General features: G+C 53.6%; 27 protein-coding genes and 2 tRNA genes. 25 read left to right on the top strand and 4 right to left on the bottom strand.

Annotated features, from left to right (window positions below; genetic code table 11):
* The 22 genes from HOM51_10585 to HOM51_10690 form a co-directional block, all read left to right on the top strand.
* Positions 1-549: endopeptidase La (locus tag HOM51_10585; GenBank protein ID MBT5034950.1), on the top strand; the 549-nt coding region annotated here is incomplete at its 5' end.
* Between the two features lie 298 nt (positions 550-847).
* Positions 848-1,120 carry an HU family DNA-binding protein gene (locus HOM51_10590; GenBank protein MBT5034951.1) on the top strand — a complete coding sequence of 91 codons (273 nt, stop codon included), beginning with the start codon at positions 848-850 and terminating at the stop codon, positions 1,118-1,120.
* Positions 1,121-1,291: 171 nt separating this feature from the next.
* Positions 1,292-1,367 (top strand) — tRNA-Val (locus tag HOM51_10595).
* A gap of 85 nt (positions 1,368-1,452) precedes the next feature.
* A tRNA-Asp gene (locus HOM51_10600) sits at positions 1,453-1,529 on the top strand.
* Positions 1,530-1,622: 93 nt separating this feature from the next.
* A complete protein-coding gene (locus tag HOM51_10605; GenBank protein ID MBT5034952.1) occupies positions 1,623-1,988 on the top strand; it encodes an NADH-quinone oxidoreductase subunit A in 366 nt (121 codons plus the stop codon).
* On the top strand, positions 1,979-2,527 hold the full coding sequence (locus HOM51_10610) for an NADH-quinone oxidoreductase subunit B (GenBank protein ID MBT5034953.1): 549 nt from the start codon (positions 1,979-1,981) through the stop codon (positions 2,525-2,527). The genes HOM51_10605 and HOM51_10610 overlap by 10 nt, the downstream gene beginning before the upstream one ends.
* Before the next feature lie 52 nt (positions 2,528-2,579).
* Positions 2,580-3,203, top strand: coding sequence for an NADH-quinone oxidoreductase subunit C (locus HOM51_10615; protein MBT5034954.1), 624 nt, complete (start codon positions 2,580-2,582; stop codon positions 3,201-3,203).
* A complete protein-coding gene (locus HOM51_10620) occupies positions 3,196-4,374 on the top strand; it encodes an NADH-quinone oxidoreductase subunit D (protein MBT5034955.1) in 1,179 nt (392 codons plus the stop codon). Before HOM51_10615 ends, HOM51_10620 begins: the two co-directional genes overlap by 8 nt.
* Positions 4,371-4,979 carry an NADH-quinone oxidoreductase subunit NuoE gene (gene nuoE, locus HOM51_10625; protein MBT5034956.1) on the top strand — a complete coding sequence of 203 codons (609 nt, stop codon included), beginning with the start codon at positions 4,371-4,373 and terminating at the stop codon, positions 4,977-4,979. The genes HOM51_10620 and nuoE overlap by 4 nt, the downstream gene beginning before the upstream one ends.
* Positions 4,979-6,268 carry an NADH-quinone oxidoreductase subunit NuoF gene (gene nuoF, locus HOM51_10630; protein ID MBT5034957.1) on the top strand — a complete coding sequence of 430 codons (1,290 nt, stop codon included), beginning with the start codon at positions 4,979-4,981 and terminating at the stop codon, positions 6,266-6,268. Before nuoE ends, nuoF begins: the two co-directional genes overlap by 1 nt.
* A gap of 14 nt (positions 6,269-6,282) precedes the next feature.
* Positions 6,283-8,346, top strand: coding sequence for an NADH-quinone oxidoreductase subunit G (locus HOM51_10635; protein ID MBT5034958.1), 2,064 nt, complete (start codon positions 6,283-6,285; stop codon positions 8,344-8,346).
* A 7-nt stretch (positions 8,347-8,353) separates the two neighbouring features.
* Entirely contained in the window at positions 8,354-9,367 is a 1,014-nt protein-coding gene (gene nuoH / locus HOM51_10640; GenBank protein ID MBT5034959.1) for an NADH-quinone oxidoreductase subunit NuoH, read from the top strand.
* Positions 9,368-9,382: 15 nt separating this feature from the next.
* Positions 9,383-9,871, top strand: a complete 489-nt coding sequence (gene nuoI / locus HOM51_10645; protein ID MBT5034960.1) for an NADH-quinone oxidoreductase subunit NuoI — start codon at positions 9,383-9,385, stop codon at positions 9,869-9,871.
* Between the two features lie 14 nt (positions 9,872-9,885).
* Positions 9,886-10,500, top strand: coding sequence for an NADH-quinone oxidoreductase subunit J (locus tag HOM51_10650; GenBank protein ID MBT5034961.1), 615 nt, complete (start codon positions 9,886-9,888; stop codon positions 10,498-10,500).
* Positions 10,500-10,811, top strand: coding sequence for an NADH-quinone oxidoreductase subunit NuoK (nuoK, locus tag HOM51_10655; protein ID MBT5034962.1), 312 nt, complete (start codon positions 10,500-10,502; stop codon positions 10,809-10,811). The genes HOM51_10650 and nuoK overlap by 1 nt, the downstream gene beginning before the upstream one ends.
* 9 nt (positions 10,812-10,820) lie before the next feature.
* Positions 10,821-12,785, top strand: a complete 1,965-nt coding sequence (nuoL, locus tag HOM51_10660; GenBank protein ID MBT5034963.1) for an NADH-quinone oxidoreductase subunit L — start codon at positions 10,821-10,823, stop codon at positions 12,783-12,785.
* A gap of 6 nt (positions 12,786-12,791) precedes the next feature.
* Positions 12,792-14,309: an NADH-quinone oxidoreductase subunit M gene (locus HOM51_10665; protein ID MBT5034964.1), complete on the top strand. Its 1,518-nt coding sequence runs from the start codon at positions 12,792-12,794 to the stop codon at positions 14,307-14,309.
* 28 nt (positions 14,310-14,337) lie between these two features.
* On the top strand, positions 14,338-15,780 hold the full coding sequence (gene nuoN / locus HOM51_10670) for an NADH-quinone oxidoreductase subunit NuoN (GenBank protein ID MBT5034965.1): 1,443 nt from the start codon (positions 14,338-14,340) through the stop codon (positions 15,778-15,780).
* Positions 15,777-16,538, top strand: a complete 762-nt coding sequence (locus tag HOM51_10675) for a biotin--[acetyl-CoA-carboxylase] ligase (GenBank protein ID MBT5034966.1) — start codon at positions 15,777-15,779, stop codon at positions 16,536-16,538. Before nuoN ends, HOM51_10675 begins: the two co-directional genes overlap by 4 nt.
* Before the next feature lie 9 nt (positions 16,539-16,547).
* On the top strand, positions 16,548-17,324 hold the full coding sequence (locus tag HOM51_10680) for a type III pantothenate kinase (GenBank protein MBT5034967.1): 777 nt from the start codon (positions 16,548-16,550) through the stop codon (positions 17,322-17,324).
* Positions 17,321-18,985 (top strand): ribonuclease J, encoded by a 1,665-nt coding sequence (locus HOM51_10685; protein ID MBT5034968.1) that lies wholly within the window; start codon positions 17,321-17,323, stop codon positions 18,983-18,985. Before HOM51_10680 ends, HOM51_10685 begins: the two co-directional genes overlap by 4 nt.
* Before the next feature lie 19 nt (positions 18,986-19,004).
* Positions 19,005-19,256: a DUF1467 family protein gene (locus HOM51_10690; GenBank protein ID MBT5034969.1), complete on the top strand. Its 252-nt coding sequence runs from the start codon at positions 19,005-19,007 to the stop codon at positions 19,254-19,256.
* On the opposite strand, the gene HOM51_10695 is transcribed toward HOM51_10690, so the two are convergent.
* On the bottom strand, positions 19,237-20,340 hold the full coding sequence (locus HOM51_10695) for an NnrS family protein (GenBank protein MBT5034970.1): 1,104 nt from the start codon (positions 20,338-20,340) through the stop codon (positions 19,237-19,239). The two genes, HOM51_10690 and HOM51_10695, sit on opposite strands and share 20 nt — an antisense overlap.
* Positions 20,341-20,445: 105 nt before the next feature.
* Between HOM51_10695 and HOM51_10700 the strand changes: the two genes are divergently transcribed.
* A complete protein-coding gene (locus tag HOM51_10700) occupies positions 20,446-21,015 on the top strand; it encodes a DNA-3-methyladenine glycosylase I (protein ID MBT5034971.1) in 570 nt (189 codons plus the stop codon).
* Here HOM51_10700 and HOM51_10705 read toward each other — a convergent pair.
* From HOM51_10705 to HOM51_10715, 3 genes are read right to left on the bottom strand one after another with little or no spacing between them, the layout of a single operon-like run.
* Positions 20,994-21,677 carry a class I SAM-dependent methyltransferase gene (locus HOM51_10705; protein ID MBT5034972.1) on the bottom strand — a complete coding sequence of 228 codons (684 nt, stop codon included), beginning with the start codon at positions 21,675-21,677 and terminating at the stop codon, positions 20,994-20,996. The two genes, HOM51_10700 and HOM51_10705, sit on opposite strands and share 22 nt — an antisense overlap.
* Positions 21,674-22,783 carry a lipopolysaccharide heptosyltransferase family protein gene (locus tag HOM51_10710; protein ID MBT5034973.1) on the bottom strand — a complete coding sequence of 370 codons (1,110 nt, stop codon included), beginning with the start codon at positions 22,781-22,783 and terminating at the stop codon, positions 21,674-21,676. Before HOM51_10710 ends, HOM51_10705 begins: the two co-directional genes overlap by 4 nt.
* A gap of 27 nt (positions 22,784-22,810) precedes the next feature.
* On the bottom strand, positions 22,811-23,206 hold the full coding sequence (locus HOM51_10715) for a hypothetical protein (protein MBT5034974.1): 396 nt from the start codon (positions 23,204-23,206) through the stop codon (positions 22,811-22,813).
* 85 nt (positions 23,207-23,291) lie between these two features.
* Between HOM51_10715 and HOM51_10720 the strand changes: the two genes are divergently transcribed.
* Both HOM51_10720 and HOM51_10725 read left to right on the top strand, forming a co-directional pair.
* Complete coding sequence (locus HOM51_10720) at positions 23,292-24,503, top strand: glycosyltransferase family 9 protein (GenBank protein MBT5034975.1); 1,212 nt, start codon at positions 23,292-23,294, stop codon at positions 24,501-24,503.
* A gap of 56 nt (positions 24,504-24,559) precedes the next feature.
* Positions 24,560-25,966, top strand: a complete 1,407-nt coding sequence (locus HOM51_10725) for a hypothetical protein (GenBank protein MBT5034976.1) — start codon at positions 24,560-24,562, stop codon at positions 25,964-25,966.
* Positions 25,967-26,157 lie beyond the last annotated feature (191 nt).

The following is a 26,157-nucleotide window of genomic DNA, read 5'->3' on the forward strand; positions in this document are numbered from 1 at the left end:
ACGATAACCGGTAAACTGGGCGATGTGATGCAAGAATCTATTCAGGCAGCGCGGTCTTATGTGCAGTCCAATTGCCTGCGTTTGGGGATCAGGCCCCCGTCATTCCATAAGCGCGATATTCACGTTCACGTACCGGAAGGTGCGACGCCTAAAGACGGCCCGTCCGCCGGTGTTGGTATGGTGACGTCCATTGTTTCTGTTTTGACTGGAATCGAAGTTCGCAAAGACGTCGCCATGACCGGCGAAGTCACGTTGCGGGGTCGGGTGCTTCCCATTGGCGGCTTGAAGGAAAAACTTTTGGCGGCGCACAGAGGTGGCATCAAAACAGTGATGATTCCCATCGAGAACGAGAAAGACTTGGCCGAAATTCCTGATAACGTGAAGCGCGGTCTTGAAATCGTGCCGGTTAAATCCGTTGATGAAGTGTTGGAGCGGGCTTTGGTTTCGCCGTTAATACCGATCGAGTGGGATGAAGCGGATGATCTTAATCATTCATCCATATCGGGGAAAACCGAAGATGATGATCCTGACGGCGTTGTCACCCATTAAGGGACACTGCTAATCCGAGATATTTGCGGTACTTTATTGATAGAATCGGCCCCCACAGTGGGGCCGATTTTTGATTCTTGAGGGTATTGAAGGGGGGGTGATAGGGGGAATTGTTCGCCATATGCCCATAAAAACGGAAAACTATCCCCAAAACCGCAAATTTCTGGGGAAAACTATCGATCTTCAATTGACGAAATAGAAGAATGAGACGTACATTACCAGCCATCGGAACATGTGTTTCGTCTCTTTTTTCCGCCATTATGCGCCTGACCGGCGCTTGTAGAAGGGGGGTCTTACGTTGAATAAAAATGATCTTATAGCGAATGTAGCGAGTGGTTCCGGGCTGTCGAAGGCCGATGCCGCAAAAGCAGTTGATGGTGTTATTGATGCCATCACCGATGCTTTGGCTAAACAAGAAGAAATCCGCTTGGTCGGTTTCGGAACGTTTAGTGTTGCAAAACGGAAGGCCACAACTGGTCGTAACCCACGTACCGGTGAAGCAATTCAAATTAAAGCTTCTAACCAGCCTAAGTTTAAGGCCGGTAAAGCATTGAAGGACGCCGTTAACTAAACGGTCGTTTTTCTTTCGAGTCTTTAAAGTATGCCGACTGTGCCTCAGGAATTATTCCGGGGGTGCGGTCGGCGTATTTTTTGTATAGCTCTATTTATTTTATAGTCTTGAAATTATCGCTTCGGTCCTTTTTCTGTCGGTAAAATTTGCTATACTTTGAGTTCAAATAATGGGCGGTTAGCTCAGTTGGGAGAGCGCCACGTTTACACCGTGGATGTCGGGGGTTCGAGCCCCTCACCGCCCACCATTATTTCCTAAAGAATTACCCTCAGCTTGCCCCAACCATTGCTTGACACCCCAGGGGGCGGGGGGTAAATCAAGCCCTCCCATATGGGGGTGTAGCTCAGTTGGTTAGAGCGCCGGCCTGTCACGCCGGAGGCCGCGGGTTCGAGTCCCGTCACTCCCGCCATTTCCCTCATCGTATTTTCCGTTATTTGTTTTCTCTTTTCGTCAACCTAACTGTTGGCGTTCCGAATGAATCTCGTATATAGATGAAAGCGTTATGGATTCATTACTGAACGAATACCTGCCGATTCTAATTTTTCTTGGGATCGCAGTTGCTCTCTCCGGCGTCATCGTTTTGGCGTCCCTTATCGTTGCTCGTCAGCACCCGGATTCAGAAAAGAACTCAGCCTACGAATGCGGATTTGAACCGTTCGAGGACTCGCGCCATAAATTCGACGTCCGGTTTTATTTGGTCGCCATCCTGTTCATCATTTTTGATCTGGAAGTTGCGTTCCTATTCCCGTGGGCGGTGAGCCTCAGTACGATCGGTGTATTCGGGTTCTGGTCGATGATGGTGTTTCTCGGAATTCTAACCATCGGCTTTATATATGAGTGGAAAAAGGGAGCCTTGGAATGGGAGTAGAAACCAAGCCTGTGGAGGGACTTCCATTGCCCCCTGGCGCACAACAGGATGCCGTCTTGCAGGCGGTGAGCGGTGAGCTAGTCGAAAATGGTTTCGTTGTTGCCTCACTTGATAAGGTCGTGAACTGGGCTCGGACAGGATCACTTTGGCCGATGACCTTTGGGCTGGCGTGCTGTGCGGTGGAAATGATCCACGCGGGCTGTTCGCGCTACGATTTGGACCGCTTCGGTGTTGTCTTTCGGGGTTCCCCGCGTCAGTCGGACGTGATCATCGTGGCGGGTACGCTTACGAATAAGATGGCCCCAGCATTTCGCAAGGTCTACGACCAGATGGCGGAGCCACGGTATGTGATTTCCATGGGGTCGTGCGCGAACGGCGGTGGTTACTACCATTATTCTTATTCAGTGGTGCGGGGATGTGATCGGGTTGTGCCGGTTGATATCTACGTTCCAGGTTGCCCGCCGACCGCAGAAGCGTTGATCTATGGGGTGATGCAGTTACAAAAGAAAATCAAAAGAACGGGGACACTCTGGCGTTAATTTTGAGGCGTTAATTGGACGCGTAATCAGAGAGAAGGTTATTTGAGGGACTATGGATCTCGCACTTAAGGATCTTGGCGAATATATCGCCGGTGCATTGCCGCAGGACATCACATCAACTGAATTGGTGTTAGATGAACTGGTCCTGCATGCGCGTGCACCTAGCTTGGTCAAGATCATGACGTTTCTCAGGGACGACGTGAACTGTCAGTTCAAGCAACTGATGGACGTTTGCGGTGTTGATTATCCCGAAGACGAGCAGCGGCTGGAAGTGGTCTACAACCTACTGAGTCTGACTCATAATAATAGAATTAGAGTTAAAGTCCGCACCGACGAAGACACGCCGGTCCCGTCTGTAACCGGGGTTTATTCTTCTGCCGCTTGGTTTGAGCGCGAAGCGTGGGATTTGCTGGGTGTTTTATTCTCTGATCATCCAGACTTGCGACGCATCATGACGGATTACGGTTTTGAGGGACATCCTTTGCGTAAGGACTTCCCGCTGACTGGCCATGTTGAGTTGCGATATGACGATGAGAAGAAGCGCGTGGTTTACGAGCCTGTAAAGCTAACCCAAGATTTCCGCAGCTTTGACTTCCTCAGTCCCTGGGAAGGGATGGACCGGGTCTTGCCCGGTGATGAGAAAGCGGAAGAAAATGGGGACGAAGCTGATGGCTGAGAACCAGATCAAAAACTATACTCTTAACTTTGGCCCTCAGCATCCAGCAGCCCACGGCGTGTTGCGCATGATCCTGGAAATGGATGGTGAGGTCGTGGATCGCGCTGATCCGCATGTTGGTCTGCTGCATCGGGGAACCGAAAAGCTCATTGAATACAAGAGCTATCTGCAGGCAGTGCCGTACTTTGATCGCTTGGATTATGTCTCGCCGCAGAACCAAGAACATGCGTTCGCGCTGGCGACGGAGACTCTATTGGGGATTGAGGTGCCGGAGCGCGGGCAATATGTCCGCGTCCTATTTGCTGAAATCGGGCGGTGCTTGAACCATATCTTTAATATTTCCGCGTTCGCCATGGATATTGGTGCGATGACGCCGATGCTTTATGGCGTGGAGCAACGCGAACTGCTGATGGAATTCTGCGAGCGGGTCTGTGGTGCGCGTTTGCACATGGCGTATTTCCGCCCAGGTGGTGTCAGCCAAGACATGCCGACGGGATTGGCTGAAGATATTTATGCGTGGTGCGATCAGGCAGTGCCGTTCGTTGATGACATCGAAACTCTGCTCACCGATAACCGTATTTTCAAGCAACGCGCCGTCGATATTGGTCGCGTGAGCGCGGAGCAAGCCTTTGATTGGGGCTTCAGTGGCCCGAACCTGCGGGCATCTGGCGTGCCATGGGATCTGCGTAAATCCCGGCCTTATGACATTTATGACCAGCTGGACTTCCAAATTGCCACCGGTAAAAACGGCGATTGCTATGACCGGTATTTGGTCCGCATCTTTGAATTCCGTGAGTCTGTGAAGTTGATGCGGCAATGCTTGGACAAAATGCCGGAAGGACCGATTAAGTCGACAGATTCCCGGGTTGCACCGCCGAGCCGAGGCGACATGAAGCATTCGATGGAATCCCTGATCAACCACTTCAAGCTTTACACCGAGGGCTATCACGTGCCTGCCGGTGAAACCTATACCGCCGTCGAAGCACCCAAGGGGGAATTTGCGGTTTATTTGATTTCTGATGGGACGAACAAGCCCTATCGCTGCAAAATCCGCGCCCCTGGATTTGCCCACCTGCAAGGCATCGATATGATGTCGAAAGGGCATATGCTGGCGGATATCGTCGCGAACTTGGGATCTTTGGATATTGTGTTTGGTGAGATTGATCGATGAGTGGCGAAAATTTTCAACAGCCGGATAGTTTCGCCTTCACACCTGAAAATCAGGTGGAAGCTGAAAAGATTATTGCCAAGTACCCGGACGGGTTCCAGGCAAGTGCGACCATGCCGTTGTTAGATTTGGCCCAGCGCCAGCACGACAACTGGGTGCCGCAGGCGGCGATGGACCATATCGCCGATATGTTGGAAATGCCGGCGATCCGGGTTTACGAGGTCGCAACCTTCTATTCGATGTTCAACATGAAGCCGATTGGGAAGCACCATGTTCAGGTCTGCACCAACTTGCCATGCATGTTACGTGGTTCGACCTCTATTTTCGAAACCTGCAAGCGCGTGCTGGGCGTTGGCGATGGCCAGACGACGGAGGATGGCCTGTTTACCCTGCAACACGTCGAATGCTTGGGCGCGTGTGTGAATGCGCCGATGATACAGATTGGCGATGATTTTTACGAAGATCTGGATGAGACGAGTACCGAGGAAATTCTGAGCGTGCTTCGCGCCGGTGGCTCGCCTAAGCCAGGGCCGCAAAATGATCGTCACGGCAGCGAACCTGCGGGTGGCTTAACGTCGCTCAAAGATTTAGCGAAGGAGGGGTCATAATGCTCGCCGATAAAGACCGCATCTTCACCAACATTTATGGGCTGGCTGACCTGTCATTGGCGGGAGTCCAGTCGCGTGGCGGTTGGGACAACACCCAGAAGATTCTTGAAAAAGGTCGTGAGCAAATCGTTAATGAGGTCAAGGAATCGGGCCTTCGCGGTCGTGGCGGTGCCGGCTTTGGGACCGGGATGAAATGGTCATTCATGCCGAAGGAATCCGACGGTCGCCCCCATTACTTGGTGATTAATGCAGACGAAGGCGAGCCGGGGACCTGCAAAGACCGCGATATTCTTAGGAATGAGCCTCATAAACTGATCGAAGGCGCATTAATTGCGAGCTTCGCGATGGGGGCGAATGCGGCGTATTGCTATGTACGCGGGGAATTCTTCCGGGAAGCTCAAGCATTGCAAAAAGCCGTCGATGAAGCGATGGACGCAGGATTGATCGGCAAAGACTCCTGTGGCTCGGGGTATGAGTTCTATTTCCACGTCCACTTGGGTGCAGGGGCGTATATTTGCGGCGAGGAATCGGCCCTGATCGAAAGCCTGGAGGGCAAAAAAGGTCAGCCCCGGATGAAGCCGCCGTTCCCGGCCAATGTCGGGCTCTATGGTTGTCCGACCACGGTCAACAATGTCGAATCCATCGCTGTTGTTCCGGAAATTCTCAAGCGCGGCCCCGGTTGGTTCTCCGGGATCGGTCGGGACAACAACACCGGCACAAAATTGTTTAACATCTCCGGTCACGTCAACACGCCGTGTACCGTCGAAGAATCAATGTCGATCCCGTTGAAGGAATTGATAGAGAAACATGCCGGCGGTGTAATTGGGGGATGGGATAATCTGCAGGCCATCATTCCGGGCGGGGCGTCTGTGCCTCTGCTCACCAAAGACATTTGTGCCGAGGTGCTGATGGACTTTGATTCCTTGAAAGAACAAGGGTCTGGTCTCGGCACCGCAGCTGTTATGGTGATGGACAATTCCGTTGATATCATCGCCTGCATTTCCAGGCTATCGGCGTTTTATAAGCATGAAAGCTGCGGTCAGTGCACACCGTGCCGGGAAGGTACCGGTTGGATGATGCGGATGATGGACCGCATGGTCGAAGGCAGCGCCTCTATCGAAGAGATCGATATGTTGGAAGAAGTCACGCGCCAGGTCGAAGGCCACACGATTTGTGCCTTGGGCGATGCCGCAGCGTGGCCGATCCAGGGGTTGATCAAGCGATTCCGTCCGGTGATGGAAAAGCGCATTAATGACTATCAGGCCAAACAGGCCGAGCAGGCGGCGTAAGGGATACCGAAGATATGCCAAAGCTCACAATTGATGGGATCGAAGTCGAAGTCGAAAACGGCATGACCGTGTTGCAGGCGTGCGAGCAAATTGGCATCGAGATTCCCCGCTTCTGCTATCACGAGCGGCTGTCGATTGCAGGCAACTGCCGCATGTGCTTGGTGGAGATGGAACGTGCGCCCAAACCGATCGCGTCATGTGCGATGCCGGTGGGCGAGGGCATGGTCATCCACACAAACACGCCGACTGTTGAGAAAGCCCGCAAAGGTGTTCTGGAACTGCTGCTGATCAATCACCCGCTGGATTGCCCGATTTGTGATCAAGGTGGTGAGTGTGATCTGCAAGACCAAGCCATGGGCTACGGCAAAGGCATGAGCCGCTATGCGCATGATAAACGTGCGGTTGAAGAAAAGAATTTCGGGCCTCTCGTCGCGACGGAAATGACGCGCTGCATCCATTGCACACGCTGCATTCGTTTTGTGACTGAAGTGGGCGGTGTCCCAGAACTGGGGGCGACCGGCCGTGGTGAAAACATGGAAGTCGGCACCTATGTAGAGAAGGCGCTGAGCTCCGAACTGTCCGGTAATATTATTGATCTCTGCCCTGTGGGTGCGTTGACCAATCGGCCCTATGCCTTTGGCGCGCGGTCGTGGGAATTGGCCAAGACAGAGTCGGTTGATGTCATGGACGCCACAGGCTCCAACATCCGCATTGATTGCCGGGGACCAAAGGTTCTCCGCATCCTGCCGCGTCTTAATGAAGATGTGAATGAAGAATGGATTTCAGATAAGACTCGCTTCGCCTGTGATGGCCTCAGTCGTCAACGTCTTGATCGGCCTTATGTCCGTGAGAATGGCGCTTTGAAACCTGCCAGTTGGGATGAAGCCTTTGCCGCTGCTGTGTCGGGTCTCAAGGGTAAGAAGGGCAGTGAAATCGGCGCAATTGCTGGCGATATGGCTGATGTTGAAGCCATGACATCGCTGAAAGATCTAATGGCGGGGCTTGGGTCTGATAACCTGGATTGCCGCCAGGATGGTACGGCGTTAGACGCCACCGTCCGCGCCGGCTATACGTTTAATTCCACCATCGCCGGGATTGAGGATGCAGACGCGTTGTTACTCGTCGGCACAAACCCAAGGCTCGAAAGCCCGATCATAAACGCCCGCATTCGTAAGCGCTATTTGCTGGGTAAGTTCCCGATTGCCAGCGTTGGCCCGAACGCCGACCTGACCTATCGCCATGAGAACCTAGGCGCCGGACCAGATTCATTAATCGATAACGATTTCATTCAGGTCTTAAAAGATGCTGAACGTCCGATGTTGATCGTCGGACAAGGTGCTCTCGCCCGTGCTGATGGTGCTGCAGTCTTGGCAGCCTGCCGTAAGATCGCTGATGAGACAGGCATGGTATCGAATGACTGGAACGGCTTTAACGTCCTGCATACCGCAGCGGCGCGAGTCGGTGGCCTGGATATCGGCTTTGTGCCGGGTGAGGGTGGATTGAATACCGCCGGGATTTTGGCTGGTGCGGCAAATGGTTCTGTCAATGTGGTGTATCTACTAGGTGCGGACGAAGTCGATACCGATGCCCTGAAGAACGCGTTTGTTATTTATCAAGGGCACCACGGGGACGCCGGGGCCGAAGCCGCCGACGTGGTTTTCCCGGGGGCAGCCTACACAGAAAAGAACGCAACCTACGTGAATACCGAAGGCCGGGTGCAACGAACACGAGCCGCGACGCAACCTCCTGGCGAAGCTCGCGAAGATTGGAAGATCATTCGTGCCTTGTCCGATTGTTTAAAGAAATCAATTAAATTCAATACATTAAACGAAGTTCGTGATCGTATGGTTGAAGTTAATTCGGTCTTTGGTGGTGCTATTGGCGAGGTATCACGTGCCGCTTGGGGCGACTTTGGCCAAGCCGGGTCGACAGATAGCGCACCGTTCCAATCGCCTGTAACAAATTACTACATCACCGACCCGATCAGCCGGGCCTCTGAAACCATGGCTGATTGCTCTCGCGAGCATTCTGCTCCTGACCAAGGGATGCCAGGTGGAAGGACAGGCACCGATGGTTGAGTTGTTCATGGAGCATTGGAATGCATGGCTGTGGCCGCTGCTCTGGATCGTCATAAAGATTCTGTTGATCGTCGTGCCGTTGTTGATCGGTGTCGCCTACCTGACCTATGCCGAGCGCAAAGTCATCGGCGCGATGCAAATTCGTAAAGGCCCCAACGTGGTCGGTCCCTTCGGCCTGTTGCAGCCAATGGCGGACGGCGTAAAATTGTTCCTGAAAGAAACCATTATCCCGACGAACGCCAACAAAGGCGTGTTCCTCCTGGCGCCGTGCGTGACGTTCCTATTGTCGCTGATTGCCTGGGCGGTGATTCCTTTTGGTGAAGATATGGTCCTGGCCAACATCAATGTCGGCGTCTTGTACCTGTTCGCGATTTCGTCTTTGGCGGTGTATGGCATTCTAATGTCCGGCTGGGCGAGTAATTCCCGTTATGCCTTCTTGGGCGCCGTGCGGTCTGCGGCGCAAATGGTCAGTTATGAAGTCTCCATGGGGTTTGTGATCATCACTGTGTTGCTGTGTGTCGGGTCGCTGAACCTGAGCGATATCGTCATGGCGCAGAAAAACGTGTGGTTTATCATACCGTTATTACCGATGGCGGTGGTGTTCTTTATCTCCATCCTGGCAGAAACAAACCGGCATCCATTTGATATGCCGGAAGCCGAGGCTGAACTGGTCGCCGGTTATAATGTCGAATATTCTGCCATGACGTTCGCGCTGTTCTTCTTAGGCGAATATGCGTTCATGATCTTAATGGCAGCGATGTTCGCAATTTTATTCCTGGGCGGCTGGTTGCCGCCGATGGACATCGCGCCGCTGAATATGATCCCAGGACCGATTTGGTTCGGTGCCAAGATCGCCTTTGGACTGTTTATCTTCCTGTGGGTGCGGGCAACGTTCCCTAGGTATCGCTACGATCAATTGATGCGGTTGGGTTGGAAAGTATTTTTGCCGATTTCACTGGCCGGTGTGGCCATTGTATCTGGTGTGTTGGTGGCCTTCGATATGCTGCCAAAGGCCGGGTGAGGGTAGATAAGTAATATGAGTGCAATTGCCCGAGGTATAAAGTCAGTCTTCTTGTGGGAGCTTCTGTGCGGTATGGCGCTGACGTTCCGCTATATGTTCAAGAAGCCGGTGACGATCAACTACCCGTTTGAGAAGGGACCGTTGAGCCCGCGTTTTCGTGGCGAGCACGCACTCCGGCGCTATCCCAATGGCGAAGAACGCTGCATTGCGTGCAAGCTCTGCGAAGCGGTGTGCCCGGCACAAGCGATTACCATTGAGGCTGAACCCCGGGTTGACAGCTCGCGTCGCACGACACGCTATGACATCGACATGGTGAAATGCATCTATTGCGGCTTCTGTCAGGAAGCTTGTCCGGTGGACGCCATTGTTGAAGGACCAAATTTCGAATTTGCGACCGAATCACGTGAAGAATTGATGTACGACAAGAACAAATTGCTGGCGAATGGGGAGCGTTGGGAAACCGAGCTTGCCGAACGTCTTCGCCAGGACGCGCCGTATAGGTAGGGAATAAAGAGAGAATGCTAATCCAAGGCCTATCATTCTATATGTTCGCTGCCATCACGGTGGCCAGCGCAGTCATGGTGATCAGTGCGCGCAATCCCGTGCATTCGGTTCTGTTCCTGATCCTGACATTCTTTAGTGCGGCTGCCTTGTTCGTGCTGATGGGCGCAGAATTCCTGGCGATGATCCTGGTTGTGGTCTACGTCGGTGCGGTCGCAGTGCTGTTCATGTTCGTGGTGATGATGCTGGATATCAACTTTGTCGAGATGCGACAGGGCTTCCTGCAATACCTACCCATGGGGGCCATGGTGGCACTGATCATGCTGGCCGAACTGTTGACGCTTGTTGGCAGTTGGGTCTTCGCGCCCCATGCGACAGCGCGCGGTGCGGCACCTACCCCGGCTGCGGCGAAAGTTTCCAATACTGAGGCTTTGGGCGATCTGATCTATACCCATTACATCTATCTGTTCCAAGCGGCGGGGCTCATTCTGCTGGTCGCGATGATCGGCGCGATTGTGCTGACCCATCGCAAGCGCGAAGGCGTTCTAAAGCAAAGTATTGGCGAACAATTGGCGCGCCAACCGGAAGACACCATTGAAGTTCACGACGTTGAAATAGGGAAGGGCATCTGATGCTGGAAATCGGATTAAGTCATTACCTCAGCGTCGCCGCGATTTTATTCGCATTAGGGGTCTTTGGAATCTTCATCAACCGCAAGAACGTGATCGTAATTTTAATGTCGATTGAATTGATGCTGTTGAGTGTGAACTTGAATTTAGTGGCGTTCTCTACCCACCTGAATGATTTGGTGGGGCAGGTCTTTGCCATGTTTGTGCTGACAGTCGCTGCGGCAGAGGCCGCAATTGGCTTAGCTATTTTGGTGGTGTTCTTCAGAAACCGCGGGTCCATCGCGGTCGAAGACGTCAACATGATGAAGGGATAAGACGAAGCGATGTATGCACTTGTCGTCCTGATGCCGCTGTTAGGCGCCGCCATTGCCGGCGCGCTCTGCTTCGTGGCGGTTGATCCCGAAGACAAAGCCAAGAAGGCGACGATTGATCGGCTCTCTCAGATCGCCACCATCGGCGGCATGTCGATTTCGACCATTGTTGCGTTCTTAATTCTGAAAGACGTGGTGATTGGCCATAACCCGCACACGGTGGATCTGTTCACTTGGATTGATTCAGGCGCGTTGGAGATTTCCTGGGCGCTGAAGCTGGATACCTTGTCCTCAGTCATGCTGATGATGGTTAGCTTCGTCGCCACCTTGATCCATATTTATTCTGTCGGTTATATGAGCCACGACAACGCGGTGCCGAGGTTCTTTAGCTATCTCAGCCTGTTCACGTTCTCCATGCTGATGCTGGTGAGTGCCGATAACCTAGTGCAGATGTTCTTCGGTTGGGAAGGGGTGGGGCTGTGTTCCTACCTGCTGATCGGCTTCTGGTATGAAAAGCCCACCGCCTGTGCGGCGGCAATCAAGGCGTTTGTGGTCAACAGGGTCGGTGACTTCGGCTTTATGCTGGGCATCTTCCTGGTCTTCGTGATGTTCCAAACAGTGAGCTTCGATACGATCTTTGCCGCTGCGGGCAGTAAGTCTGCCGCGACGATCACGGTGTTTAGTGGTGAATTCCACGCGCTTACTGTTGCCTGCTTGCTGTTGTTCGTTGGGGCGATGGGTAAATCGGCGCAGATTGGCCTACATACCTGGCTGCCGGATGCGATGGAAGGCCCGACCCCGGTCAGCGCCTTGATTCACGCCGCCACCATGGTCACCGCCGGTGTCTTCATGGTTGCGCGCTTGTCGCCGCTGTTTGAATATTCGCAGACCGCCCTGGATGTCGTGACGATAGTTGGCGCATCGACCGCGTTCTTTGCCGCCACCGTTGGCTGTGTGCAAAACGACATCAAGCGGGTGATTGCGTATTCCACCTGTTCTCAGTTGGGCTATATGTTCTTTGCCTTGGGTGTGTCCGCTTATGCGGGCGGGATTTTCCATCTTGTCACCCATGCGTTCTTCAAGGCCCTGTTGTTCCTGGGCGCGGGCTCTGTCATTCACGCCATGTCCGATGAACAAGACATGCGGAAGATGGGCGGTATCGCCGGTAAGATCAAATTCACCTACGCGATGATGTTTATCGGCAGTTGGGCGCTGATCGGCCTGCCACCTTTCTCCGGCTTCTATTCCAAGGATGTGATTTTGGAATCCGCCTTTGGTGCGCACACCGGCGTTGGCATGTACGCCTTTTGGCTGGGCCTAGGGGCCGCGCTCTTGACCGCGTTCTATTCGACACGACTCCTCATTATGACTTTCCACGGCAAGCCGCGCGCAGATGAGCACGTCATGGCGCATATTCATGAGAGTCCCAAGGTGATGTTGATTCCGCTGTTGGTGCTGTCGATCGGTGCCATGGGGCTCGGCATGTTCGCGTTTGAGTCGTTCGTCGGTCACAACGCGACGGAATTCTGGGGTAAGGCACTGTTCGTGCTCGACCATCACACCGCCTTGGATAACGCGCATCATTCGCCGCTTTGGGTGAAGTATTCAGCAGTTGTGGTGGGTGTTGTCGGTATCTTGCTTGGGATCATCTTGTATAAGGTTGCCCCTACGATCCCTGTGGCTTTGGCGGCAAACTTCAACAAGTTGTACCGCTTCCTGCTCAACAAGTGGTACTTCGACGAACTCTACGACAATATTTTCGTGAAGCCCGCTTTCGTCTTGGGTCGTGGCTTCTGGAAAACCGGCGATGGGCAGTTGATTGACGGCGTTGGTCCCGATGGGATCGCGGCTGGCACGCTGAATATCGCCAAGCGGGTTGCGCGGCTTCAAAGCGGCTACCTTTATCATTATGCATTTGCCATGTTGACCGGCGTTGTTCTGCTGATCACCTGGTATTTATTTCAGTCGGGAGGATGATCGGAGATGTTGAACCTTCCCATTCTCTCACTCGTCACGTTCCTGCCCTTGGTGGGCGCTGCGATTGTGTTCTTCTTGATTCGCGGTGATGACGAACATTCTCAGCGCAATGCCAAGTACACGGCACTTTGGGCGTCTGCCGCGACGTTTGTGCTGTCGCTTGGTATATGGGCCGGTTTCGATAACTCAACAGCCGCCTTCCAGTTCGAAGAACACGTTGCCTGGATGCCTGATTTTAATATTTCCTACCACATGGGCGTGGACGGCATTTCGATGCTGTTCGTGTTGCTGACGACATTGCTGACGCCAATCTGTATTTTGGCCAGCTGGAACGTCACCACCCGGACCAAAGAATACATGATCGCGTTCTTGGTGCTGGAAACCATGATGGTCGGCATGTTCTGCGCCATGGATATGTTCCTGTTCTACATCTTCTTCGAAGCGGTTCTGATCCCGATGTTCCTGATTATTGGCATTTGGGGTGGGCCACGCCGGGTCTACGCATCATTCAAGTTCTTCTTATATACGTTACTGGGTTCTGTCCTGATGCTGCTGGCAATGCTGGCGATGTACTACGATGCGGGCACGGCGGATATTCCGGCGTTGATGAAGCACACCTTCCCAGCCGGCATGCAAACTTGGCTGTGGTTGGCGTTCTTCGCCTCATTCGCGGTTAAAGTGCCGATGTGGCCGGTGCATACCTGGTTGCCGGATGCCCACGTTGAGGCACCAACGGCGGGGTCGGTGATCCTGGCCGGTGTGTTGTTAAAATTCGGCGGCTACGGCTTCTTGCGCTTTTCCTTGCCTATGTTCCCGATTGCCAGCGCTGATTTCGCGCCGTTGATCTTTACGCTCAGTATTATCGCAGTGATTTACACGTCGCTTGTGGCCTTGGCCCAGGAAGACATGAAGAAGCTGATCGCCTATTCGTCGGTCGCGCACATGGGCTTTGTCACCATCGGTGCCTTCACCATGACCAAGCAAGGCATTGAAGGCTCTGTCTTCGTGATGTTGAGCCACGGTATTGTTTCGGCTGCCTTGTTCCTAATTGTCGGCGTCGTCTATGACCGCATCCATTCGCGAGAAATCAACGCATATGGGGGACTCGTGGAGCGAATGCCAAGCTATGCCGTGATCTTCATGATCATGATGCTGGCCAGTGTTGGCCTGCCGGGGACAGCCGGGTTTGTCGGTGAATTCCTGGTGTTGGTTGGTGCGTTTGCCCATGATTCCTGGTTGGCGGCGTTTGCAGCCACCGGAGTTATCTTAGGTGCGTGTTACATGCTGTACCTCTATCGCCGGGTAATCTTTGGCAAGCTGACCAAAGAAAGCTTGAAGAAAATTCTCGACCTGAGCCCGCGTGAGATCGCGGTATTTGCGCCGTTGGTGTTCTTGGTGCTGTGGATGGGAATTTATCCCACCCCGTTCCTGGACGTGATGCATGTATCAGTGGATCACCTAATGGGTCAGGTTGAAAAAGGCCTCGCTGCTGCCCAAATGGGCCCAGTGTTGGCGGGTCGTTAAGGAGAATATGTGAATGCCATTGGCTGACATGCCCAATCTGGTCCCGGTTTTACCGGAAATTTTCCTCGCCTGTGCGGCGATGGTGCTGCTGGTCTTTGGCGCCTATAGCAAAAGTGAATCTGCGTTCCGATTTATCATTGGGGTCTGTGTCGTTGTCTTGGCCTTGGCGATGTTGTTGCTCACCATTCCATCGGCAGATGGCCGGGCCGTAACCTTTAATGGCATGTTCGTCAGCGATCCTTTTGCCATATTCTTCAAGGTGTTGGTGCTGTTGGCTTCGATTATGGCGCTTGTCGTTTCGCGCGGGTTCCTGGAACGCCAGAACACCGCCAAATTTGAATACGGCATCCTAATCCTGTTCGCCACTGTTGGCATGATGATGATGATCTCTGCCAACAACTTGATCTCGCTTTATGTCGGATTGGAACTGCAAAGTTTATCACTCTATGTTCTGGCAGCCTTCATGCGGGACGACACCCGCGCAACTGAGGCCGGGCTGAAATACTTTGTTCTGGGGGCATTGGCTTCCGGGATGCTGCTGTATGGTTCGTCCTTGGTATATGGCTTCACCGGCACCACAAGCTTCGATGACTTGGCGGCGTTATTTAAGGCGGGGTCTCATCCCTCCACTGGCTTGGTCGTTGGTATTGTTTTCATCATGGCTGGCTTGGCGTTCAAAGTATCCGCCGTACCATTCCACATGTGGACGCCGGATGTCTATGAAGGCGCGCCAACACCGGTAACAGCATTCTTTTCGGTCGGGCCGAAGTTGGCGGCGATTGCCCTGTTCATTCGCCTGATGGTCGGGCCGTTCGGTGGCTTGGTCGATCAGTGGCAACAGATCGTCGTCTTTATCTCCATCGCCTCAATGATTTTGGGCGCGTTTGCTGCGATCAACCAACGCAACATCAAACGCCTGATGGCCTATAGCTCCATCGGTCATGTGGGATACGCGTTGATTGGGTTGGCAGTTGGAACTGAAGAAGGCATTCGCGGCATTCTGATCTACATGGCGATTTACCTGTTCATGACCATGGGCGCGTTCGCTTGCATCCTCTGCATGCGGCGGGGCGAGCGGATGGTCGAAGGTATTGATGATTTGGCGGGGCTGTCAAAAACCCACCCGATGGTTGCCTTTGCGTTGGCTATGTTCATGTTCTCGATGGCCGGTATTCCGCCGTTGGCTGGATTTTTTGGTAAGCTCTACATCTTCCTGGCCGCCATGCAGGCGGAACTTTATACCCTGGCAATCTTAGGCGTGTTGAGCAGCGTCGTTGGCGGCTTCTATTACATCCGTATCGTCAAGCTAATGTACTTCGATGATGTAGCGGAGCCCCTGGAAAAGCCGATTGCCAAAGATGTATCTATCGTTTTATTGGCGACCGGACTGGTTGTCGGGCTGTTCTTCCTCTATCCGTCTATCATCCTCGGTAACGCATCCGTTGCTGCTGCGGCAATATTTGGCGGATGACCAAGCCACTTCCGGTCCTGCCGGAAGCCTACCGTCTCATTGAACTCGAAAGCGTTGACGGCACCAATGCCGAGGCCAAGCGCATGGCTGCTTCAGGGGCGGATTTAACCCGTGAGAGCATTGTTGTTTGGGCCAAGACCCAGACCGCAGGCCGGGGCCGTCGCGGGCGGGAATGGATTTCGCCTCTGGGAAATCTCTATTGCTCGCTGCTGTTTGATCCGAAGTGCGGGGTAGGGGAGGCCGGACAACTGGGCCTCGTCGCTTCTTTAGCCCTGCAACGGGTGATCTCTGGCCACGCTGATCACGTCCAATGCAAATGGCCGAACGATGTTTTGATTGAAGGGCGCAAGGTCTCTGGCCTCCTCATGGAAACCGAAGCAAGTGCCGCTGGCACCCTCGCGTGGTTGGTCTTAGGGGTTGGTGTGAACATCGCCCATCATCCCGAAGACACACCATTTCCGGCTACTTCCTTGTATGCGGAAGGCACAGAAGGTATTACGGTGGCCGAAATACTGGAAGGGTTTGTCGGCGAGATGGATCGATTATTATCGGAATGGCGAAAAACAGGATTTGGCGCGGCGCGGGCGGCGTGGTTGGACGTTGCCGCTGGTCTGGATCAGAAAATTACTGTGCGCCTGCCGAATGAGACTCTAACGGGTGTTTTTACTGGCTTGGATGCTGGCGGCGCTTTGATCTTAGATAGCGCCGAAGGCACGAGAACGATCAATTCCGGCGATGTCTTCTTTGGTGCTGAATAGGCAAATTTTATGCTGTTGGCGATAGATTCAGGAAATACCAACATCGTCTTCGCGGTGTTTGACGACGCAGGCGACATCAAGGGCGAATGGCGCTCGTCCACGACCTCTGAACGCACGGCAGATGAATACGGCATCTGGTTGGCACAGTTGATGGAGATGTCGAAGATCAAGCGTTCGGACATTACCCATGCGATTATCGCGTCTGTGGTTCCCGCGACAGTGTTTTCGCTGAAAACCCTGTGTCGCACGTATTTTGACTGCGAACCGCTCATCGTTGGCGAAAACAACATAGATTTAGGCCTGAATGTCCTGGTGGAAAAACCTGAGGACGTTGGTGATGATCGATTGGTCAGTGCTGTCGCGGCTTATGAACAATTCGGCGGGCCGCTGATCGTGGTGGATTTTGGCACGGCCACCACCTTCGATGTGATCGATAAGGGGGGTAACTATTGTGGCGGCGTGATCGCGCCCGGGGTTAATCTTTCTCTGGAAGCCCTGCACAGGGCAGCGGCCAAACTTCCTCGTGTGGCCATCGAACGACCTGAAAAAGTCGTCGGACAGGCGACGGTTCCGGCCATGCAATCCGGCATCTTCTGGGGCTATATCAGCCTGATCGAAGGCCTGGTTCAGCGGATTTCTGATGAGATGGAAATCACGCCGAAAGTCATTGCGACGGGAGGCCTGTCTCCACTATTTGCTGAATTTACCGATGCGATCAATGAATCCGCCCCGGATTTAACCCTTCGGGGTCTGTACTCTATCCATAACCGAAATCTTCCCGCATGAACGATATAGAAAACGAACTCGTCTTCCTGCCACTTGGGGGTGCAGGTGAGATCGGAATGAACCTGAACCTGTATGGCTATGGCCCGCCGGGCAAGCAACGTTGGGTGATGGTGGACTTAGGCATTACGTTTAACAACGGCTCCATTCCAGGGCTCGATGTGATTATGCCGGACCCGACGTTCATAGAGGACCGGCGTGAGTTCCTGGACGGCATCGTGCTGACGCATGCCCACGAAGACCACATTGGGGCCGTGCCTTACTTGTGGGAGGAATTGGGCGTTCCGCTGTACGCGACCCCATTCACAGCAACAGCATTGCGTCATAAGCTCAAAGAGGCGGGGCTATTGGACGAGGCCGAGATTATTGAGGTCCCGTTGAAGGGACGCTTTAACGTTGGCCCGTTCGACATGGAATTGATCACTCTGACCCATTCCATCCCGGAACCCAATGCCATCGCCATCCGCACACCAGCAGGCACGATCTTACACACAGGTGATTGGAAGTTCGATCCCGACCCTGTCATTGGCGAAGTCAGCGATCATGATGCCCTAAAGGCGCTCGGCGATGATGGTGTTTTGGCGATTGTGTGCGATTCCACCAACGTATTGGAAGAAGGCACGTCCGGGTCCGAAGGTGATCTTTTAAGTTCTATCACCGAGATAATTTCAACTTGCGAAAACCGTGTCGCTGTTTCTTGCTTTTCCAGCAATGTTGCCAGGATTGAGACCATCGCCAAGGCTGCCCAAGCCAATAGCCGCAGTGTTGTTCTTTCTGGGCGGTCGCTGCAACGCATGGTGCAATCGGCTAAATCCAACGGTTACCTTCAGGGTTTGCCTGAATTTCTGACCGAAGATGACGCCAAGCAAATACCTCGTGAAAATATTTTGATCATTTGTACCGGGTCGCAAGGTGAGCCGAGGGCGTCGCTCTACCGCATGGCGTTTGAGGAACATCCGCGGATGGAACTTTCATCTGGCGATACGGTGATCTTGTCCTCCAGGGTCATTCCTGGGAATGAACCCGGCATCGCCTGGATGCACAATCAACTGGCTCGGCGCGGGATCAAGGTGCTGACAGCGAAGGATCATTTCGTTCATGTGTCAGGCCATCCGTGCAAAGAAGAATTGCTCAACATGTACCAATCCGTCCGCCCGGAAATCGCCATTCCTGTGCATGGTGAATACCGCCACCTGTTCGCACACGCGGAACTGGCCAAGACCTGCCAAGTTAAGCAAGCGATTGTTGGTGAGAATGGCACCATGACGCGCCTCGCCCCTGGCCCGGCAGAAGTCGTTGATCATGTCTCAACAGGGCGGCTGACATTGGATGGTGACCGCTTGGTCCGGGTTGAAGACGAATATGTTCGCCGCCGCACGCGGTCGTTGTTCAATGGCTCCGCTGTCGTGACGGTGATCGTTGATGAGGACGGCACCATCATTGGCGAACCTCAATTCACGACGACAGGGCTACTAGTAGATGGCGAGAGTGATGAGTTGTATCAAGAAGCGCGGGACGCGGTATTTGCCGGAGTTGCCAAGCTTAAGGCAAAGTCACGACGGCATGATGTTGAGGTCCAAGAGGCCATTCGCGTTGCGGTCCGTAGAGTCTTTCGTCAAGTTGATAAGCGCCCCGTAACCGATATTCACTTGGTTAGAATTTGAGAGAGTTGGAGGAAGCCTGATGGCGCCTGATCTTGCTGGAAGCATTGCGATTTACATCATTTTTTGGTGGATGGTTCTGTTCGCCGTGCTGCCGATGTTTCGCGCCAGTGATGTGCTGGATAAGGAAGATGTTGCAAAGGGCATGGATGCGGGGGCGCCAAAGAACCCGAAGTTGCTGCTGAAATTTGGTATTACCACGGTGATTTCGGGTGTGTTGTTTGGGCTGTTCTATTGGGCCCTGGCGTCTGGCGCTATTTCCCTACAAGGATAGGTCCGAATTTAACGCTGAAAATTCCAAACGCCGCGATCCACAATCCACCAGAGACCAGATAAGCCAGTTCAGAATCTCCAAATACGCGGCTTATGACGGCGAGGGTGAGTAGGATATAACTCAACGTTGTCAAAGCGTTCGCGTGTAGTTCTCGTCCTGAATGTCCCAATGTGGCGCGGGTCATCATCGCCATGATCATTGTCCCCATGGCCCCCGCCGTAAGGGCGTGGAGGGCAGCTGCCATGGATATGTAATCGGTCAAGAAACTCACCGCCAGCAGTCCAAACCCAATCGGCAACCACGCGTAAGCCACGTGCATAATCCAGAGAAGAGGTTCTGCCGTGCACTGCCAGCCCCGCCATCGGGCCAGTCTGATTGTGTGGAGGATCGAAACAATGGCTGCTGCCCAACCTGAAAGGGTGTCATTGCCGAGCGTCAGGATGATCAAAAGAATGACGACGGAAAGGATGGATGCCTTATCAAAGAGGCCAAAGGGGGTAGGAAGGCGCGTCGCACCTCTCGCCTTTAGCCAATTTCGAGTAAAGCTGGGGACCACCCGACCGGCGATTACGGAGAGCAAGATGAGGATCAGAAACAATCCAAATATCAAAGCTTCTCGTGTCACGTCATTCCAATACCCGATCATGCCCCCATGGATCGCGATGTTCGCTGTGGCGAGCAGTGCCACAGGCACGACGACCAGTAAATTTTTCCAATTTTTTCCGGCAATTATTTCACGAACGAATAACCCGCTTAGCAAGAGCAGGAACGAAACATCCAGGAGCCCTGCGGCCAAATTTCCAATAGTTTCAGATGTATATACACCAATACGTCCTGCCAGCCATGCGATTGCAAGGAGCCCTAATGATCTCCCTCTAACCGGCAATCGCCCTGTCCAATTGGGAATTGCGGTGAGCAGAAACCCAGCCACAGCGGCGGCGATAAAGCCATAAAGCATCTCATGGCCGTGCCACGTGACAGGATCAAACGCCGTCGGTGGCGCAATTACGTCTGAAAACATGCCAAGCCAAATCGCCATCGCGACAACTGCGTACAGTCCTGCGCCGAGAAAGAAAGGCCGCATGCCTTGTCTTAAAATATAAATTCCGGGATCATTCATCGCTACATATATAGGGCCTTGGCGCAGAGTAGGAAATGCGCTTGGTCAAATTTGGAGAGGAAACATCGCGTGAGTACGTATTGTGAATCGGCACCAGGACACGCCTTACATGGGCCTTACCATGATCATGAATATGGGTTTCCGATGACCGATGAGGCGGCCTTGCTTGAGCGCCTCGCTTTGGAAATCTTTCAGGCAGGCTTGTCGTGGGAGATTGTTTTGAAGAAACGCCCGACGACCGTGGCCGCTTTCGAGGGCTTCAACGTGGATAAGGTGGCGGCCTATGGCGATACCGAAACGGCGCGCCTGTTGTCTGATCCTGGTATCATTCGCAACCGCTTAAAGGTCGCCGCAATTATCGAAAATGCCAATCGAATCATAAACTTACGAGAATCTCATGACGGCTTCGCTGGCTGGATCGACCAACATCATCCGTTGACCAAGGCGGACTGGGTAAAGCTGTTCAAGAAAACCTTCAAGTTCACCGGTGGCGAAATCGTCAACGAATTCCTGATGAGCATTGGCTACCTGCCAGGGGCGCACAGAGACGATTGTCCTGTGCATCTCGGAATCCTAACCAAGCATGACTTGGCGTGGCAGAACGCGCCTGATGGTTTTTATGACGGGTCTTCCAAGTAAGCATAAAAATTAGCGGTCCAAATTTCTGGAGGTGTCATCAAGATCTTCGACAAAATTCCATGGTACAAAGGGTCCAAAAAACGCCGCATCGGGCTGCCCTGCACATTCGGGCCACACCACGTGCAGGTTAACCCCACACTCAATGCCATTTGCCGAATGCTGGTCGGGGTGTAGGCGGCGACGTGGGTAAGGTCGCCGTACTGATGCTGAGCGCCCCAAGGTGAGCTCATGTTGGGCATTTTTAGGAGAATCCCGCCCTTTGGGGCTAAAACTCCGCTTAGTTTTTTAAGCAACTCTTGGCCATCTGCGTGGGTGAAATGTTCCAAGACATCGAACAGAAAAATTCGGTCGAACCGGGCGGTCTTGCCAGGACCCGCAAGAAATTCATTGATATCAATAGCTTGAAAGTCATTTTGCGCGGCTTCTGGAATGAATTCTGCCAAGGCTGGGTCTTGATCAATGCCAGTAACATCTTTCGCGCCCTTGGATTTGAGATAGCCAAGAACTTGTCCGGTGCCGCAGCCGACCTCTAAAAACCGCATGTCGGTATTACATTGGGTTTTGTTCCATATCTCACGGTCGAAATCGCGGATATGCTTGGGCTTTAGCGTTTGCGTTTCGTAGCCTTTAAATTCCCAATAGTTCGCATAAAATTTGTTCATGTTTCCAGCATCTCTCTAACCGCTGCCAACACAGTCTCTTCACTCAACTGCGCGACGCAGTGAAACATACCTCTGTCCAGTGGCAGGCTGCAATCGCCGAGGCACCCTTCGCAGGGCATTGTTTGATATAGGAACCGCACATTGGGCGGGGTGGTCTCCGGCGCATAGGGCACGATTTCGCCGACGTAAGCTGCACTTCCGAGACATAAGGTCGGCGCACCTGCGGCAACGGCTAAGTGCATCATCGCCGTGTCGACGGAAATGACCAGGTCTGCGGCTCTGAGCGCAGGCATGATCCCTTCGAAAGTCGAATCGTCGAACGTTACGCCTGGAAGATCCAGCAGGGGCCGATAGTCCGGATTGCTATTCAAGTCCCCAGGTGCGCCGGTCAGGCGGATATCTGTACCCTCTGGCAGGGCCTGAATGATCTTTTTATAAAGTGCTACCGGGCTTTGCTTCAATTTTACCGCTGAAAAGGGTTGGATTAAGACCAGGGGACCGGATTTGGTTGCGGGTTCGGGTAACTGCTCGGTCGGCGTGAGGGCCTTGGGGGCGGAACTGTCCATGCCGCAAAGCCAATTCGCAAAATCATTCCAGCGCAAAATTTTATCTTTAAGCGCAGGGCCGCTGCCATATAGGCGCCGATAGAGGGCGCGATTGCGGCTCAGGGCCTTGTCGTATTTTGGCCAGGAACGGGGTTCCATGGCGGCTGTTTCCGGCGCGTCGGCCGCCGCGACTAAGGCTTCGTCCAAATCTGGGTGGCGCAGAAAATCCGTATGCACGACCATCCGATAATTGGCTTGGTACAACTGGTTTAGAATTTTCTTGCGATAGCCCAGGCGGCGTAGCTGCTTAAAGTCCACGGTGAGCGTTGAAACGGACTTGGGGAATAAGAACGACGTTTTGGCTCCGTCGTTCCGCATCAACACGGTGGCGGTTTCCCCCTTATTCGCCAGCGCCATAAACTTTGGCAAAACGTGGGAAAATAAAACCGTATCGCCCAAACCGCCACAGTTTAGCAGGAGGACGCCGGACGGTTCTCCTCGGTCCGGCCCAAACGAACGCGTGAAGCGGTGAAGCCGATCAATTAGGCGGAAGAGTTTCACTGGGCTCCCAGTCGAAGGTGCGAATATTTAGGTGTAATCCGCATAGGACTTTTCCTCCATCAGGCGGGACCCCAGCAGTTCATTGATGGCCCGTTTGCCATCGGCACGTCGGTCGTTGGTTACATAGACCGCGCGGGCCAACTGGATGAACGTGTCGCTGAAGTCCTTAGCCCGTTCGCAATCTCGGATATCATCCTCGATGACCCACAGGTCTTCGTTGATGGCCTTTAAATCGGCGGTCAGCCTGGCTAAGGCGTCGGTATTTTCGAACGCGGCATCCCTGGACGCGGTCAAGGTTTCCCATTCAGTGCGGACATTGGCCAGCTTGGCCGCGTCCTTGATTCGCTCGAGTTTGATTTCCAGAATGGTGATCTTATCGATCAATTCTCCAGGTGCGATTTCAACGGTAACAACAGCTGTCACGATATTTCCCCACTAACGAATTTTACGGGTGCATAGTTACAATCTTCGTGGGTCCAGGGCAACGCCCGTGCTATAAGCGATTCCCATGAACGATGCCTTTCAGCCAACGACCGTCACGGTTCAAGACTTAGGCCTGAGCCAAAGACCCGGTCCTACACCTGCGCCCAGCAAAGTGCGCTGGTGGATATTCCGCTTGATTGAGGCATTGGCCTGTCTCGGAAGCCGGGTAGGGGAGCCGCACGGCCTCGTTGCCATTCGCATGGACGGGATCGGCGACATGGTTCTGTTTTGTCGCTCGCTTGATCGGTACGCGGCGGCCTTTGAGGTTGAGAAGAGCGACATCACCGTGCTCGGTTGTCATGCTTGGGGGCAGTTGGCGGAAGACGTGTTCAAAGACTACCGAGTCGTTTCTATCCATGAGCATCGGTTCCATAAGAAAATTTTCTATCGATTTAAAATTGCCCGCTGGATGTATAAGCAAAATTTCAAGGTAGCGGTGCTCGATAGTTTTTTTCGGAAACCCTTGATGGCGGATAGCCTGATGATGGCGGCACGGGCACCGAAAACTATCGCCTGTGTGCCGCATCTTAGCCCTAAAACCAACGCGCTGTTTGCCTATTCGTTATCACGCATGTCTCAGGTGATTGAGACCGGGGCTTATCCGGTACACGAGACCATTCGGCATTACCGGTTTTTGTCTGGAGTTTTGGGACGAACCGTAGAGCCTGAGCCTGTTCAGATTCCGTGGCGCGATACGGCGCCACCTGTGCCATCCGGTAAGCCCTACGTGATCCTGAACTTTGGTTCCAACGAATATGGAAGGCGCTGGCCGTTCGATAATTACGTCGCCACGGCGCATAAATTATTGGCGATAGGGTACCGAGTCGTCTTCTGCGGTGCTACATTCGATAACGATCATAAGGCATTGATTAAAAATGAGTTTAACTCATCATATGTGGTCGATTTAATCGGTGAAACGACCGTGCCGGAACTAATGGACTTGATTAAGCATTCCGCCGGGATGCTGACCAATGATACCGGTCCCGCGCACCTAGGTATCGCCCTTGGCACGCCAACTTTGGTGCTGGTTGGCGGCGGACATTTCGGCAGCTTCGTGCCGTACCCTGATGAGGTTCGACCCAATAACGCTGAATTCTTACACGTGGAAATGGACTGCTATCATTGCTTCTGGGGCTGCCATTTGCGGACCAGCGATCGCGACTCGTTCCCCTGTGTCGCCGCCATTGAAGAAGCTTCTGTTTGGGAAGTCCTGGCGACGATGATTAAGCCAATTTGATTCGGCTTTTTTTAACCCCCCTTGTGTATATTCACGGAATGAAACGAAGCTTTGTAATGTCTGCCGTCCTGGCGACCGCCGTGGGTATGCCACTCGAACATGCGGTGGCGCAGCAAAAACTCAGCATTTCCGCTAAGGATTGCCGGCGTCTTGTCCGCCATGTCGCGCGAGACGATGTTACCTATAAGGCTGGGGTTGATGTTCGCGGGCGTAGGTTAAAAGGCCCGCCAGCGGACGTTGGCGGTGGCTCCGGAATAAAAATCCCCACCATTATCGAATTCGACGTGACCCGAGACTTGCGATCATTTTTAGGCGGCCCAAAGGCGGATGCCGAAGCGGCTGCAAAGGCGGCCCAAGCTGCAAGTGCTGTTAATACAGCTGTGACCAATGCCAACCAAGCAGCAGCTGACGCCTTAACAGTCGCAGCCCTTGACCCGACCAACGCCGCATTGGCCGCTGCCGCCAAGGCCGCGAGCGATGCTGCCGTAGCAGCGCAAAATGCGACGACCCCTGAAACCCAGGCGGCTGCGGCGAAACTGGCCGCCGATTCTGCTGCTTCGGCACTGGCGCTTGCGGATAATTCAACTGCTGCTGTTAATTCAGCTTCAGCTTCCGTCACCGCATCAACCGCTGCTCAAGTGGCTGCCAATAATGTTGCCGCTGCGGTTGAAGCCGCGAACACGGCAGCGGCTGCGGCACAAACCGCCTCGGACGCCGATCCAACGAATACGACCTTGAAGACGGCGGCCGAAACTGCAGCGGATGCCGCGGAGGCGGCGAGTGAAGCGGCCGATGATGCGGCGAAGGACAATGATGATACCGCCGCGGCAGCTGCGGCGACGGCTGCTTCTACCGCCGCTTCGGATGCCAAGACCGCCATTGATACGGCGCTGGCAGCGTCCCCTACCAATGCAACCCTAGTCAGTGCGGCGTCAAGTGCTGATCAGGCAGCGACAACGGCGGCCAGTGCGGCGGCGGACCCAACTGCGTCTACGCTTTCTGCCCTTAACGTCACAGCACAACTGGCGGCTGATGCAGCGGCAGTTAATCCCAGCGACACGACCTTGGCAACCGCAGCTCAAACGGCAGCGGCAGCCGCATCCACGGAAGCGGCCCGATTGGCCGCATTACAGACCAGCAATTCGACCCTAGCGACCGCGTCCACAACGGCGACAACGACATCTGATGCGTCGGCCACAGCACTTTCCGATCCGACCAACACAGCATTGACGTCCTCATCGGCAAGCGCCACGACGTCGGCGACGGAGGCTGTCACGGTCAGTGCCTCATTGTTACAAGCGTTCAAGACGTCCGGATCAATTGCCAACGCGACGATAAACTTGGGCAAGGTCCGCTATAACATCAATACAGGCCGATTGACGTTTAATGGCAAGGAGTTGCAAGGGGGACAACAGGGCGAACTCGCCGCCAAGTGTCGGAGTGTGCTTCGGGGGAGACGATGATTTGTTTGAATTGTGCCGCTGAGCACCCTTCGAGACGCGCTCAAGAAAGCGCTCCTCAGGATGAGGGGTTTTATAAGCTATTGAAATTACCTATGAATTACAACAATCCTCATCCTGAGGAGGCGCGTGCGCGGCGTCTCGAAGGGTGCTCAGTTAAGTAACAGTCTAATCATTCGTGCATGGACAAGCCT

It is taken from the genome of Rhodospirillaceae bacterium, assembly GCA_018660465.1.
Classification (GTDB): domain Bacteria; phylum Pseudomonadota; class Alphaproteobacteria; order Rhodospirillales; family JABJKH01; genus JABJKH01.